This window comes from Halorubrum lacusprofundi ATCC 49239, from assembly GCF_000022205.1.
Taxonomy (GTDB): domain Archaea; phylum Halobacteriota; class Halobacteria; order Halobacteriales; family Haloferacaceae; genus Halorubrum; species Halorubrum lacusprofundi.
The window spans coordinates 597,205-610,115 of the sequence record NC_012029.1; the positions used below are offsets into that span (position 1 = coordinate 597,205).

The 12,911-nt window shown below is 67.0% G+C and carries 11 protein-coding genes and 1 tRNA gene; 5 read left to right on the plus strand and 7 right to left on the minus strand.

The genetic code is table 11. The annotated features are described in order from the left end of the window. Positions 1-18: 18 nt before the first annotated feature. Both HLAC_RS02875 and HLAC_RS02880 read right to left on the minus strand, forming a co-directional pair. A complete protein-coding gene (locus HLAC_RS02875) occupies positions 19-1,332 on the minus strand; it encodes an RNA-guided endonuclease InsQ/TnpB family protein (RefSeq protein WP_049933643.1) in 1,314 nt (437 codons plus the stop codon). A gap of 301 nt (positions 1,333-1,633) precedes the next feature. Further along, positions 1,634-3,520, minus strand: a complete 1,887-nt coding sequence (locus HLAC_RS02880; RefSeq protein WP_012659816.1) for a S9 family peptidase — start codon at positions 3,518-3,520, stop codon at positions 1,634-1,636. Positions 3,521-3,661: 141 nt separating this feature from the next. Here HLAC_RS02880 and HLAC_RS02885 point away from each other — a divergent pair, with 141 nt between their 5' ends. Then, complete coding sequence (locus tag HLAC_RS02885) at positions 3,662-4,711, plus strand: glycosyltransferase (protein ID WP_012659817.1); 1,050 nt, start codon at positions 3,662-3,664, stop codon at positions 4,709-4,711. 42 nt (positions 4,712-4,753) lie between these two features. Here the strand turns inward: HLAC_RS02885 and HLAC_RS02890 are convergent, their stop codons facing one another. Continuing rightward, positions 4,754-5,383: a halocyanin domain-containing protein gene (locus HLAC_RS02890; protein ID WP_012659818.1), complete on the minus strand. Its 630-nt coding sequence runs from the start codon at positions 5,381-5,383 to the stop codon at positions 4,754-4,756. Between the two features lie 558 nt (positions 5,384-5,941). Between HLAC_RS02890 and pyrE the strand changes: the two genes are divergently transcribed. Next, positions 5,942-6,490 (plus strand): orotate phosphoribosyltransferase, encoded by a 549-nt coding sequence (pyrE, locus tag HLAC_RS02895; protein WP_172404552.1) that lies wholly within the window; start codon positions 5,942-5,944, stop codon positions 6,488-6,490. Between the two features lie 35 nt (positions 6,491-6,525). Here pyrE and HLAC_RS02900 read toward each other — a convergent pair whose 3' ends face one another. Continuing rightward, the gene (locus tag HLAC_RS02900; protein ID WP_012659820.1) at positions 6,526-7,488 is read right to left on the minus strand and encodes an AAA family ATPase; all 963 of its coding nucleotides are present in this window, start codon (positions 7,486-7,488) and stop codon (positions 6,526-6,528) included. A gap of 102 nt (positions 7,489-7,590) precedes the next feature. Between HLAC_RS02900 and HLAC_RS02905 the strand changes: the two genes are divergently transcribed. Beyond that, a tRNA-Ser gene (locus HLAC_RS02905) sits at positions 7,591-7,675 on the plus strand. Positions 7,676-7,726: 51 nt separating this feature from the next. Here the strand turns inward: HLAC_RS02905 and HLAC_RS02910 are convergent. Next, positions 7,727-8,038, minus strand: coding sequence for a DUF8081 domain-containing protein (locus tag HLAC_RS02910; RefSeq protein WP_012659821.1), 312 nt, complete (start codon positions 8,036-8,038; stop codon positions 7,727-7,729). A gap of 90 nt (positions 8,039-8,128) precedes the next feature. Here HLAC_RS02910 and HLAC_RS02915 point away from each other — a divergent pair, with 90 nt between their 5' ends. Next, the gene (locus HLAC_RS02915) at positions 8,129-9,787 is read left to right on the plus strand and encodes an alpha-amylase family protein (RefSeq protein WP_012659822.1); all 1,659 of its coding nucleotides are present in this window, start codon (positions 8,129-8,131) and stop codon (positions 9,785-9,787) included. Positions 9,788-9,841: 54 nt separating this feature from the next. Here the strand turns inward: HLAC_RS02915 and HLAC_RS02920 are convergent, their stop codons facing one another. Beyond that, the gene (locus HLAC_RS02920) at positions 9,842-11,392 is read right to left on the minus strand and encodes a (R)-citramalate synthase (RefSeq protein WP_012659823.1); all 1,551 of its coding nucleotides are present in this window, start codon (positions 11,390-11,392) and stop codon (positions 9,842-9,844) included. Between the two features lie 320 nt (positions 11,393-11,712). Between HLAC_RS02920 and HLAC_RS02925 the strand changes: the two genes are divergently transcribed. Continuing rightward, a complete protein-coding gene (locus tag HLAC_RS02925) occupies positions 11,713-12,201 on the plus strand; it encodes a cupin domain-containing protein (protein WP_012659824.1) in 489 nt (162 codons plus the stop codon). Between the two features lie 43 nt (positions 12,202-12,244). Here the strand turns inward: HLAC_RS02925 and HLAC_RS02930 are convergent, their stop codons facing one another. Next, positions 12,245-12,907: a CRISPR-associated protein Cas4 gene (locus HLAC_RS02930; protein WP_012659825.1), complete on the minus strand. Its 663-nt coding sequence runs from the start codon at positions 12,905-12,907 to the stop codon at positions 12,245-12,247. Positions 12,908-12,911: the final 4 nt, after the last annotated feature.

A 12,911-nucleotide genomic window follows, 5' to 3' on the forward strand; every position in this document is an offset into this window, starting at 1 on the left:
CACCGCTGGATTGGGATATTAGGGTTTGCAGTCTACCACCTCTGTCCGAGGTTGGAATCCTCGAGAGAGGTCGTGAAGATAGACTCCGGGCTGTGCCAACCAGCCGGTACTCCTATCTCCACCCAAATCGGGTGCAGACTTGGAGTTACTTTCGTTGCTGTCGAGACGGATGTTCTCCGCCCCGTTCACGTCGGCGTTGAACGCTGCGTCGCACTCATCACAGACGTACAAACCGCGGTGGACGCGCTGTGAGTCGTCTGTTTTCCCGCATGTGCAACATGTCTTGCTCGTATCCCGCTCAGACACTTCCAAGACCTCGATTCCCTCGACTCTCGCCTTGTATTCGAGAATCGAGCTGAAGCGGTCGAACGCCCACCCGTGTAAGTCGAGATTCCCGTGCTTGCCCCAGTTCTTCGAGCTGCCGTTCTCATCTTCACGGACCCCTTCCAAGTCTCCGACGTTGATGCGTCCTACTTCCTTCTCGACACACCGTTCGACGATGTGTTTCGCCAAGGAATGGAAGAAGTGAGTGCGGCGTTCCGCCCACTTGTGATGGAGCCGAGTAGCCCTGTCACCACCGCTGTCGTCGCACTTGGCGATCTCCTTGGGGAAGTAGTAGCCGTCTTGCTTCAGACGGTTGCCGGGGTATAGGTCGGCGTCTTCGGTGCTGTAGGCGACGGCGGCGAAGTTGCTGATCCCGAGGTCGATACCTGCCGTCTCGTTGCCGGGGGCGTTGGGTGTCTCGATCTCGTCTTTGCAGACGAGGTGGAGTTCCCAGCGTTCCTTTGTGCTGTCGTAGACAGCACGAACCTGCTGTAGGTTCTCGACCGTGACGCCGGGGCGTGTCTCGTATTCGACAAGGATGTATTCCCACGCTCTCGGGTGTTCCTTGTGGTTCGCACCTTTTGAGAGGCGAACACGGTTGTTTGTGGTGTCGTGTTTGATGCCGTTCTGCTTCCACGTCACAGTGGAACGCGGGTGTTCTTCGTGGACGCGACGGCCTTGGTCGTCGTAGTAGTTTTCTTTCCGATAGCCGGGTGGATTGTCCCGATCGTCGTCGGAGCCGTACCACGAGTTGAAGGCTTCAGCGAGTTCCTCCAGAACGCGCTGACTGGACTGAGAATGGAGTCCGTTGTATTTTGGATGCGTCTTCAACTCGTCTTTGAGGTCGCCGTGACCGGGAATCTCGCCCGTCTCCTTCCAGACTTTTCGGGAGTGGTGGTTCGCGACGTTCCAGAGTTTGCTGGCGCTCCACCCGTGCCGGTCAAGCGATTCCTCTCCCTGTGAGTGGTTGAGGATTTTTGCCTGATGGGTGCGGTGGACTTCCAGCATTCTGAACGCCTGTATAAGCATTTATACTAGCTTTTCTTGTAAAGTCTGGGGTTGAGAACGGTGGAATATCCGGGCTGCTATTGACGGCGGGTTGTGGAGGCGTTGTCGGATTCATCCTGACCCTGAAGGGTCAGGTATTCTCCTCGGTTTGTATAAGTGGCTGTGTCTGGAGTCTCATATCGAACATCCGGAACGGGGGTTTCAGTGAACGACGGTTCGATGCGCGTTGTGTCTGAAACGAGGCGTCCGACAACGCCAAACTGATCGAAAACTCCGCCTCAGAGCCGCCCAGACACTCGATTCAAACGTACTCCGCGAGGAATTCGACGACCGCGCGGTACGCTTCGATGCGATTCTCCAGCTTCGCGAAGCCGTGCCCCTCGTCGTCGAAGATCAGCTTGCGCACGGGGACGCCCTGCTCGCGCGTCCGCTCAACGATCTGTTCGGCCTCGCCGACGGGCACCCGCGGGTCGTTCTCCCCGTGGAGGACGAACAGCGGCGACTCGATGGCCGCGATGTTGTTGATCGGCGAGATCGACTCCAAGAACTCCCGGTCCTCGGCCAGCGACCCGTACTCGGCCTCCCGGAGCTTGCGGCGCCAGTCGCCGGTGTTCTCTAAGAACGTCACGAAGTTCGCGATGCCGACGATGTCGACGCCGGCGGCCCACAGTTCGGGGTACTCGGTCAGCGCCGCGAGCACCATGAACCCGCCGTAGGAGCCGCCCATCGCGACGACGCGGTCGGAGTCCACCTCGGGGTGGTCGTGGAGCCATTCGACGCCCGCCTTGATGTCGGCCACCGAGTCCATCCGCTTCTCCACGTCGTCGAGCGCGGCGTACGCCTTGCCGTACCCCGAGGATCCGCGGACGTTCGGCTCGAACACGGCGTAGCCGTTGTTCAGCAGGTACTGCTTGACCGAGGCGAAGGAGGGCCGGCGCTGCGACTCGGGGCCGCCGTGGATGTCGACGATCACGGGGTAGCCGTTCTCGGGCGGTTCCGTCGCCGGGACGGAGAAGAACGCGGGGATCTCTTTCCCGTCGAAGGTGGGGTAGTGGACGAGCTCGGGATCGACGAACGTGTCCGGCGGGATGCCGGCGGTCGAGGCCGCGGTCCAGCGCTCCGTCTCGCCGGTCGTCGCGTCGACGACGTACACGTTCGCGTTGTGGGCGCTCCCGGCCGCGGTGAGCGCGAAGCGGTCCCCGTCCGGCCCGAAGCTCACGCCGCCGGCGACGCCCTCGGGGAGGTCGGGAGTCGGGAAGGGGTCGATCCGGTCGGGCTCGACCAGCTCACCGACCGTGATCTCGGTGTAGCCGTCGACGTTGCGCGAGTACACCACGCGACGGGACTCCTCGTGGACCGCGACGCCGTCGACGTTCCAGCCGTCGTCGCCGCCGGGCTTTACGGGGGAACCGCCCTCCTCGTCGTCCTCCTCGTCGCCTGCACCGCTCTCGCCCTCCAGATCTGCCCCGGACGCGACCACGGAGAACTCGCCGGTTGCGAGATCGAGCCGCTCCAGACGGAGCGTGTCGCTGTCGCGGTCGGTGACGAGGTAGAGCCCCTCGCCCTCGGGCCCCCACTCCGGGCTGCCGTATCGCGCGTCCCTCTGGTGGGGCGTGTGGTGGGTCAGGTCGCCGGTGGCGAGATCGAGGGTGTATACGTCGTGGTCGAACGAGGAGTGCGCCTCGTGGACGATCAGCCGGTCGTCGCTCGGCGACCAGCCGGCGACGGAGAGCCAGCCGTCGCCCTCGTACACCAGTTCGGCGTCGCCGCCGATCGCGTCTCGGTCTTGTACGTATATGTCGAACACCGACGTATCGCGGCGGTTCGAGGCGAACGCGAAGCGGTCGCCCTCGCTGTCCCACCCGCCCCAGCGGTGTTTCGCCTCCGGCCGGTCGGTGAGGTCGGTGATCTCGCCTGACTCGTAGTTGAGCAGGTACAGCTGGGCGCGCTCGTTGCCGCCCTCGTCCATGCCGAAGACGGCCTCTGCGCGCTCGGGAGAGGAGTCGACGAAGGAGACGGACTCTTCGAAGAACGTGTGCTGTTCGGGCCACCCCAGCGGCTCGTCGAGCGACCACACCTGTCCGGTTCCGGTCGTGTTCAACAGGAAGGAGAGCCGCCCGTTGGGACCCAGATCCGTCCCGCCGGCGTTCCGCACGTTGAGGTATCGCTCGATGTCGTACTGGTGCATGGGGTCCGATTCTCCGCGCGGTGTGAAACCATTTCGGGTGGGGGGATCGATCGCACGGCCGCGATCCGCGCGTTCGGTCGTGTCGCCCTCCGCCCGCCGGATGCCGTGTCTTTTTATCCGCCCCAGCCGTCCGGTCGGCGTATGCGCGTCGCGTTCGTCTCGCTTTTCGCCCCCGGCCACGGCGACACGTCGGCGCGGTCACGGACGCGACGGATCGCCCGGGGGCTCGCCGAGCGCGGCCACGACGTGGTCTGGCTCTGTGCCCGCTGGTGGGGCGGCGACCACGACGCCTTCGAGGACGAGGGGATCGCCTATCGGTCGGTGACCGCCGAGCCGTCGCCGTCGGCGTTCGCGGCGCGGCTCCCGCTTGCGCTCCGCCGAGTGGATCCTGACGTGGTCCACGCGGTCAACACCCCGCCGACGCCCGGGATCGCCGCGACGGTTGCGGGTACTCTCTCGCGGACACCCGTGATCGTCGACTGGTGGCGCGACCACCCCGCCGACTCCCGCCGGCGATACCGGCTGCTCGCCCGGCGGGCCGACGCCGTCACGACGCCCTCGCGGACGACCAAGACGCGGGTCCGCGAGTACGGGGCCGCCGGCGAGGACGTGCGAGTGCTCCCCGAGAGCATCGACTTTGATCTCGTCGAATCGGCCGGCGTCGACGATCGGTTCGACGCGGTGTACGCGCGCCGGCTGGACCGCCACGCCAACGTCGAGACGTTCCTGCTCGGGCTCGCGGAGCTCCGCGACCGCGACTGGACCGCCGCGGTCGTCGGTGACGGCCCCGAGCGCGCTCGGATCGAGTCGACGGCGAGCGATCTCCGGATCGACGATCGAGTGTCGTTCCTCGGCGACCTCCCGCTTCGCGAGCGGGTCGAGCTGTTCAAGGGGACCCACGTCGCGGTGGCGACGGCGACGTGGGAGACGTTCGCGACCGATCTGTTGTGGGCGCTGGCGTGCGGCTGCGTCGCCCTCGTCGAGTACCAGGCGGATTCGAGCGCCCACGAGCTCGTGGAGGGGCGCCAGCGCGGGCGGCTCGTCACGAGCCCGGCCGAGCTCGCCGACGAGTTCGTTGCCGTCGGCGACCTCGACCGAAAGGCTGTCGAGCGCGACTTTGCGTCCTACGACCACGACGCGGTGCTTGACCGAGTGGTCGACGCCTACCGCGAACTCCTGAACGGGGAGTGAACCGAGGCAAAAAACGAGACCCGCGCGGACCGCAACGAACGACTACTCCTCGTCTTGCGTGATCGTGCCGCCGTACTTCATGAAGACGAAGGCGAGTCCGAGCGTGCTCATCATCGCGACGAACGTCGCGACGCTGAGCGCGCGGGCGCCCTGTGGGACGAACACGGCGTTGGAGCCGCCACCCCCGCCGGTCGACTCGGTCTCGATGTCCTCGCCGACGGCGAGGCCGGCGTGCATGCCGACCGCGGTGTGCGGAACGCAGTGGTAGTGGGTAATGCCCACGTCTTCCTCGCTCGTTTCGTACTCGTAGGTGTATCCCTCCTCGCCGACCGGATCGCCGCTGTCGAGGCTGGCCGGCCCCTCGACGTTCTGCACGTTGTGTGCGCCGCCGTTCCCGGTCCACTCGAACGTGATCGTCGTGCCGGGATCGACCCACAGCAGCGTCGGGTCGAAGGCGAGCCCTTGGTCGCCAGCGCCGACCTGAACGGTCACCTCGCTCTCCCCGCGGGCGTCTTGGTAGGACCCGACGTTCCCCTCGGCCCCACTTGGCCAAACCGGCTGTTCCTCCTGTGCCGCCGCGGTCCCCGTCGTCGCCGCCGTCGCCCCCGCGACGCCCGCCGCGCCGCCGGCGGTCCGGATGAACGTGCGCCGAGAGACGTCGTCCGTGCTCATACACCCCGGTTCGTGATGGCCTGTAGTGAATATGTTGATCCGAGCGTGGCCTTCCGTCCCGATCGGCGCCCTGATCGATGGCGGGAGTGGGTAACGTAGATCGGTTGAGTGGTTATTTATACGTTATCGAGTGGCGTTGCCGTCGGCTGTGTATCCGTCGTTGACGACGCGGTGACGACCTCCAAAGCCCCAGTCGCGAGGGCGACGCACGCTCGCTGCGGTCCTCACGACTGCCCCTTTGGTCCCACCCGACCGCCGGAAGACGGTCCTGCTCGCTCACTCCGTTCGCTGCGCAGGCTGTGACTTCCGTGCTCCCGCTCGTTTCACTCGCGGGACCGCAACCGCACAGCCTCACGCCTCCCCAGCCTCGTCGCGCGGCGCTCCTCGCGCCCTGCGAGCGCTCAGAGGCGCGCGCCACTGCCTCATCTATTTATAAGCGATCGCCGCAGTCGTTCACGGCCATTTAAATATCTCTTCGCCACCGACGAACTGCAACACTCACTCCGTTATCGCTCGCGTTCCGACCCGTTTATGGTCGCCGACGCGCGCTGTCTCGGTATGACCGACGACGAGCGACGGAGCGAGCTCATCGCCGCGCTGCGGGCGGCCGACGCCGTCCGGTTCGGCGAGTTCGAGCTCTCACACGGCGGGACCAGCGACTACTACGTCGACAAGTACCTGTTCGAGACTGATCCGGACGCGCTCCGGCTCGTGAGCGAGGCGTTTGCTGATCGCCTCGCCGACACGGACGCGAAACTTGCGGGCGTCGCGCTGGGCGCGGTCCCACTCGTGGCCGTCACGGCGACGGAACTGGGTCGCCCGTACGTCATCGCGCGCAAGCAGGCGAAGGAGTACGGCACCGGTAACCGCATCGAAGGTCGACTCGACGAGGGCGAGGAGGTCGTCGTACTGGAGGACATCGCCACGACCGGGCAGTCCGCGGTCGACGCCGTCGAAGCGCTGCGCGAGGCGGGTGCGACGGTGAACCGCGTGCTCGTCGTCGTCGATCGCGAGGAGGGCGCCGAAGAACTGCTCGCCGACCACGACATCGAACTGGAGTCGCTGCTGACGGCGACGGAATTGCTGGCGGAACGCGACGCGGAGTAGCGTCCTTCGAGCGGTTCGGCCCTTTTAAATCGGCGTCAGGCCTCGGCCGCGTCCACCGTCGGCACCGCGATCCGATCGAGCACGTCGGCGATCACGTCTTGCTTGTCGGTGTCGTTGACGGCGGCGTCCGGTGTCAACACGAGCCGATGGGCGAGCGCCGGCTCCGCGACGCGTTTCACGTCGTCGGGCGTGACGAACTCGCGGCCGGCGACGACCGCGGCAGCCCGCGCCGTCTCGAAGAGCCGCTGGGTACCGCGGGGGGAGACCCCGACATCGACGCGCCGGTCCTCTCGCGTCGCGCGAGCGATTGACGCCATGTACTTCAGCAGATCGTCGTCGACGCGGACCCTCTCCGGCACCTCGCGGAGGCCGGCGACGGCGTCCGGATCGAGCACGCGCTCGACCGTCGGCGCCTGCTCGACGCGACCCGCGCGCCGTCGGAGCAGTTCGACCTCGCCCTCGTCGCCGGGGTAGCCGATCGCGGTCTTGATCGTGAACCGGTCGAGTTGGGCCTCGGGAAGCGGGAACGCCCCCTCGCTCTCGACCGGGTTCTGCGTCGCGATGACGTAGAAGGGATCTGGGAGATCGTGGGTCTCCCCGTCGACGGTCACCTGTCCCTCCTCCATCGCCTCCAACAGGGCGGCCTGCGTCTTCGGCGGCGCGCGGTTGATCTCGTCGGCGAGCACGACGTTCGCGAAGATCGGTCCGGGCGAGAAGGCGAAGGAGCCGTCGCCCTCGTCGAACACGTTGGTCCCGGTCACGTCGCTGGGAAGGAGGTCGGGGGTGAACTGGACCCGCGAGAACTCTAAGCCGAGCGCGGCCGCAAACGATCGCGCCGAGAGGGTTTTCCCGGTGCCGGGCACGTCCTCTAAGAGGACGTGACCGCGCGCGAGGATGCCGAGCGTGACGCGGTCGAGGAACTCGCGGTCGGCCACGACCGCGCCACCGACCTCGTCGACGACGCGAGAGCAGGCCGCCGCGGCTTCGGGGACGTCCATATCGCCACCACGCGATCCGCCCCGAAAAGCGTTGTCGGGATCCCCGACATCGCCGCCGGCGATCGAAACGCATAACAGCGGAACCGGCCAACCGGAGAATGAGCCGAGGTAGCCTAGCCTGGCCAAGGCGGTAGATTCGAAATCTACTGTCCATTCGGACACCGGAGTTCAAATCTCCGCCTCGGCGCTTCTTTCGGACGATCGACTCGGTAGCGACCGGGCTCTTTGGACCGACCGCCTACGGCTCCTCGCCCAGCAACTCCTGCTCTGGGGCGGGGTCACCGCGGAGCCGCCGCCGGCGCTTGTCGTAGGCGGCCTCAAGTTTCGCGTTGGTTGCCCGCGAGACGAGGTAGCAGTCAGCGTCGTCGCCGTCGCGGGGGTGCGCGCTCGCGACCCAGACGTGGCCGTCGCCCGTTGAGAGGTCGTCTGCCCAGCGCTCGGCGGCCGCACGGCTCTCGAACGCATGACGGGAGCCGTCCTCGAAGACGAGTCGGCCCACCTTCGCGTTGCGCTTGCGTGCAGAGGGTTTCACCGCGACGACGACGCTCACGGACGACGTTCGGGTGGCATCGCTTAAAAACCTCGCCAGACGGCGGCGGGAATCGCAAGAAACCCAACCCCCTGTTCCCTACCACGGCGCATGAGCGACCGGGACTGGTACGAAGACGCGACGATCTACTCGCTCGATATCAAGACGTTCAACGACAGCGACGGGGACGGGTGGGGGGACTTCCGTGGCGCGATCGAGCGGCTCGACCACCTCGACGACCTCGGCGTCGACGCCGTGTGGATCCGCCCGTTCTACCCCAGCCCGCTCCGGGACAACGGGTACGACGTGGCCGACTACCGCGGCGTCGACGAGCGGCTCGGCACCCTCGACGACTTCCGCGAGTTCGCGGACCGAGCCCACGAGCGCGGGATCCGCGTGCTCACCGATCTCGTGTTCAACCACACGTCGAACGAACACGAGTGGTTCCAACGGGCGTGCGAGGACCCCGAATCGGAGTACCACGACTACTACCTGTGGACGAGCCACGTCGACGACGCGCACAACCGACAGAACATCTTCCCCGAGTACGAGGACGGCGTCTGGTCGTACGACGAAACTGCCGACAAACACTACTTCCACCAGTTCTACGGCCACCAGCCCGACCTTAACGTCGCGAATCCCGCCGTCCGCGAGGAGCTGTACGACGTGCTCCGGTTTTGGCTTGATCAGGGCGCCGACGGGTTCCGGATCGACGCCGCTCACCCCATGCTGCTGCCGAAGGGTCACAACGCGTCGACGCTCCACGACACCGACCTCGACGAGCCCATCGACCTGTTCAAGCGGATGCGCGAGGTCGTCGAGGCGGAGCAGTCGGACGCGGTCTTACTCGCCGAGGCCGACGACGAGCCCGAGAACCTCGACTACTACTTCGGCGACGGAGAGGCGTTCCACCTCCAGTTCAACTTCGTGATGAACGCCCACCTCACGTACGGGGTCGGGGTGACGGACACGTGGCCGCTCGACCGCGCCGAGGAGCTCCTCCCGGACGTCTCCGGCGTGGGCGGGTGGGTGAACTTCCTGCGGAACCACGACGAGTGGAACCTGTTGAAGCTCCCGCAGGAGTCGTTCGATCACGCCCGCGAGTACTTCGGCGACGACGCCGGCAACTCGTGGATCTTCGAGCGCGGCCACCGGCTCCGGCTCGCAGACTTGTACGCCGGGGACCACGATCGGATCGCGGTGGCTCACAGCCTGCTGTTCTCCCTGCCGGGATCGGTCGCCCTCCAGTCCGGCGACGAGATCGGGATGGGCGCCGACCTCTCCTTACCCGAGCGCGAGGCCGTCCGCACCCCGATGCAGTGGGACGACTCGGCGAACGGCGGCTTCTCGACGGCCAACCAGGACGACTGTTACAACCCCGTTATCGACGAGGGCGAATACGCCTACGAGCGAATAAATGCCGCCGCACAGCGCGACGACCCCGACTCGCTGCTCTCTCGAGTCCGGGACCTCTCGGCGGCCCGCGATGACTGCCCGGCGATCGCTCGAGGTTCGTACTCACTCCCCGAGCCCGACCACAAGGAAACGCGCGTCCACCGGTTCGACCACGGGGAAGGCGAGTCCGAGACCGTCCTGCTCTGCGCGCACAACCTCGCGGACGGCTACCGCGAGGAGGTAGTCGGGTTCGACGTCGACCCCGACACGGTCGAACGCGTCGTCGGCGACGGCGGCTATCACGTCGCTGAGGGCGGCGTCACCTTCTTGCTCGACGAGTGCGATTACGTCTGGCTGCGCGGCGAGAAGCGGTAGCGGGGCGGGCCGGCGTGACGGCCGATCCGCTCCGGTCGCTTTCTCTGCCCGACCTCAATCGTCGGCGAGCGAGGCCACGTCCGGCACCGACCCGTCCTTGGCGGCGGCCGAGAGCAGGCGGTCGAGCCCGTCGACCATCGCGACGACGCTGGCGCGGGTGATGTCGGCGTCGGTCGCGGAGACAGAGACGGATCGGTCTCCCCGCGAGAGGTCGACCTCGACGGTGACGACCGCGTCGGTCCCGCCCGTGATCGCGTCGACGTGATACGAGTCGAGTTCGAAGGAGACGCCTTCGCCGGCGGAATCACCCGCCAGCGCGGCCCGGACCGCCTCCAGTCCGGCGTCGACGGGACCGGACCCGGTGCCGGAGGCGACGCGCTCGTTGTCGCCGATGCGAAGCCGGACTGAGGCCGTCGGGAGGTTCCCGCCGGAGGTTGCCGACAGGTCGACGAGTTCGACGTGTCGGTCGCGCTCGCGGCCCTGCACGTCCTCGGTGATCGCGAGGAGGTCGGCGTCGGTGACGCGCTTCCCGCGATCGCCGAGCTCTTTCACCCGGCCCACGACTTCGCTTAGCTCGTCGTTATCGACCGCCACATCGTGCTCGGCGAGGGCCGCTTTGACCCCTGCACGCCCGGCGTGTTTGCCGAGGACGAGCCGCCGTTCCCGTCCCACCGTTTCAGGCGGGTACGGCTCGTACATCGTTCCGTCTTTTAGCGTCCCATCGGTATGGATCCCGGATTCGTGGGCGAAGGCGTTGGCGCCACAGACCGCCTTGTTCGGCGGGAGCGCGACGCCGGTCGCCTCCGAGACCGTCCGGCAGAGCCGATAGAGCCGCTCCAGCTCGACGGTGTCGATATCGTACGACTGATCGAGCGCGATGGCGACCTCCTCCAACGCGACGTTGCCAGCGCGCTCGCCGACGCCCATCACGGTTCCGTGGACGGTGTCGGCGCCCGCCTTCAGGCCCGCGTGGACGTTCGCCACGCCGAAACCGAGATCGTCGTGGGTATGGAGGCTCGTCGGGCCGCGGTCGGCGAGCCGGGAGACGACCGCCGCGGTGCGCTCCGGGTCGGCCGCACCGACGGTGTCGCAGTAGCAGATTCGGTCTGCACCGGCGTCGAGGCCGGCGCCGAGCAGGCGTTCGAGGTAGTCGAGGTCGGCGCGCGAGCCGTCCTCGCCGAGCACCTCGACCCACAGCCCGTGGTCCGTGGCGTACTCGACGAGCTCGACGGTCGTCTCGACCACGTCGTCGCGGGTCGATCCCACCTTCGTCTCGACGTGTTTGTCCGAGGCGGGGACGACGAGGTTGATCCCGTCGACGCCGCAGTCGAGCGCGTGGTCGATGTCGGCTTTCACGCCGCGGGCGAAGCTCGTCACGGTCGCGTCGAGCCCCTCATCGGCCACCCGGCGGATGGCCTCGCGTTCGCCCTCGGAGGTGCACGCCGAACCAGCTTCGATCAGGTGCATCCCGGCCGCGTCGAGCTCGCGGGCGATGTCGACCTTCTCGGCCGGCGTCAGCGAGACGCCCGGCATCTGCTCGCCGTCGCGGAGCGTCGTGTCTAACAGCTGTACCTCGTCGAGTGTGGTGAGTTGTGTTCGGGTCAAAAGGGAGTCCGTCGGCTCTACGGTGGGTTCGGGGTCGGTGCCGCCGCGGGGCGGTCGTGCCCCGGAATCGTTATCGTCGGAGAATTTCGCGGCCAGCCGCCGTGAGGCGACTTCCTCTATCCTCCGAACGATCACGAGCGTCTCGTGTCATTCGTATCCGTGTCGATGAGTCACACACGGATAAACCGTCGGATTGCGACAGCTTTGGCCGATCCGGGACTCACAGCGTCTCGGGTGACCTGTCCGAAGAGCGAGCGCGGATCCGATATCGGGGTCCGACCGGGGGATACGGTTATACGGCCGCCGTCGGACGGAACAGTATGCGGAAAGCCGCGATCGACGATGTCGACGTCGTCACGAATCCGATGGGTGTCCACGACGTGCGAAAGCCGGTTTCGCGCGTCCTCGACACCGAACACGTCGCGATGAACTACTTCGAACTCGCCCCGGGAGATGCATTCTCGGGCGGACTCCACACGCACGGCGACCAAGAGGAGGTGTTCTACGTGCTCTCGGGAACCGCCACCTTTGAGGTAGGTCGAGAGCGCGAGCGAGTCGACGTGGGAGCCGGCGAACTGATACGGTTTGCGCCGGGCGAGTTCCAGTCCGGCTTCGTGCGCGAAGACGCCGACGAGGATGTCGTCGCGTGGGCGTTCGGCGCGCCCGGCGCGCGTCACGACTGGGACCAGATCGAGTCGCTGATCGAGTGTCGCGAGTGCGGCGAGGAGCGTACACACGCGACCGAAATGACCGACGAGGGGCGATTCCGGTTCACCTGCTCCGAGTGCGGGACCTCCTTCTCGCCGTAGTCGGCGGACTCAGAAGCGTCGGACCTCGTCCGACCGCGTCGACTCACCCCAGCAGCGACCGAAACGACCGCCGCCCGGTCCCGCACCGATCCCGGTAGTCGCAGGCGGAGCACCGATCGTCGTCGACGCGCGACGGTGGGCCGTCGATCGCGTGAACAGCCCGCAGCGCCCGCCGGTAGGCGGCCTTCTTCCGAGTCGTGAGCTGGACCTCGCGAACGGTACCGACGCTCGGGTACTCGATGAGCGCGCGCGGTACCTCACGCTCGCGCTCCCATGCGACCGCCTTGGCGACGGCGACGGCCCTGACCGCCTGCGACTCCCAGACGCCGTTCTCAGGCGGTTCGCCCGGTGAGACGACGGTGGGGACCGGAGGGTCGGAGTCCGTTCCAGCCGCGAACACCTTGTGGACCGTCCCGTGGCAGTCCTTCCCCGATCGGAAGACGCGCTCGTGTTCGGGATCGGTGAGCCGCTCGTAGTCGGCGCGCTCGCGGAGCCGCGAGAGGTTCCGGCGGTACGCGGCGGGCGACCGGCGGATCGGCAGTCGCCGGAGCGTCGCGTCCGACGCATCGACAAGCGTCGGATACCGAAAGGCGAGGTCGATCCGGGCGCGCGCCTCGCCGGGAACATTTCGATCGTCGGCGCGGCGCGCGTAGTAGAGCTGTCGCGGGCAGTAAGCGGCGCGGGCGAGGTCGCTGAAGGGGATCACGGCG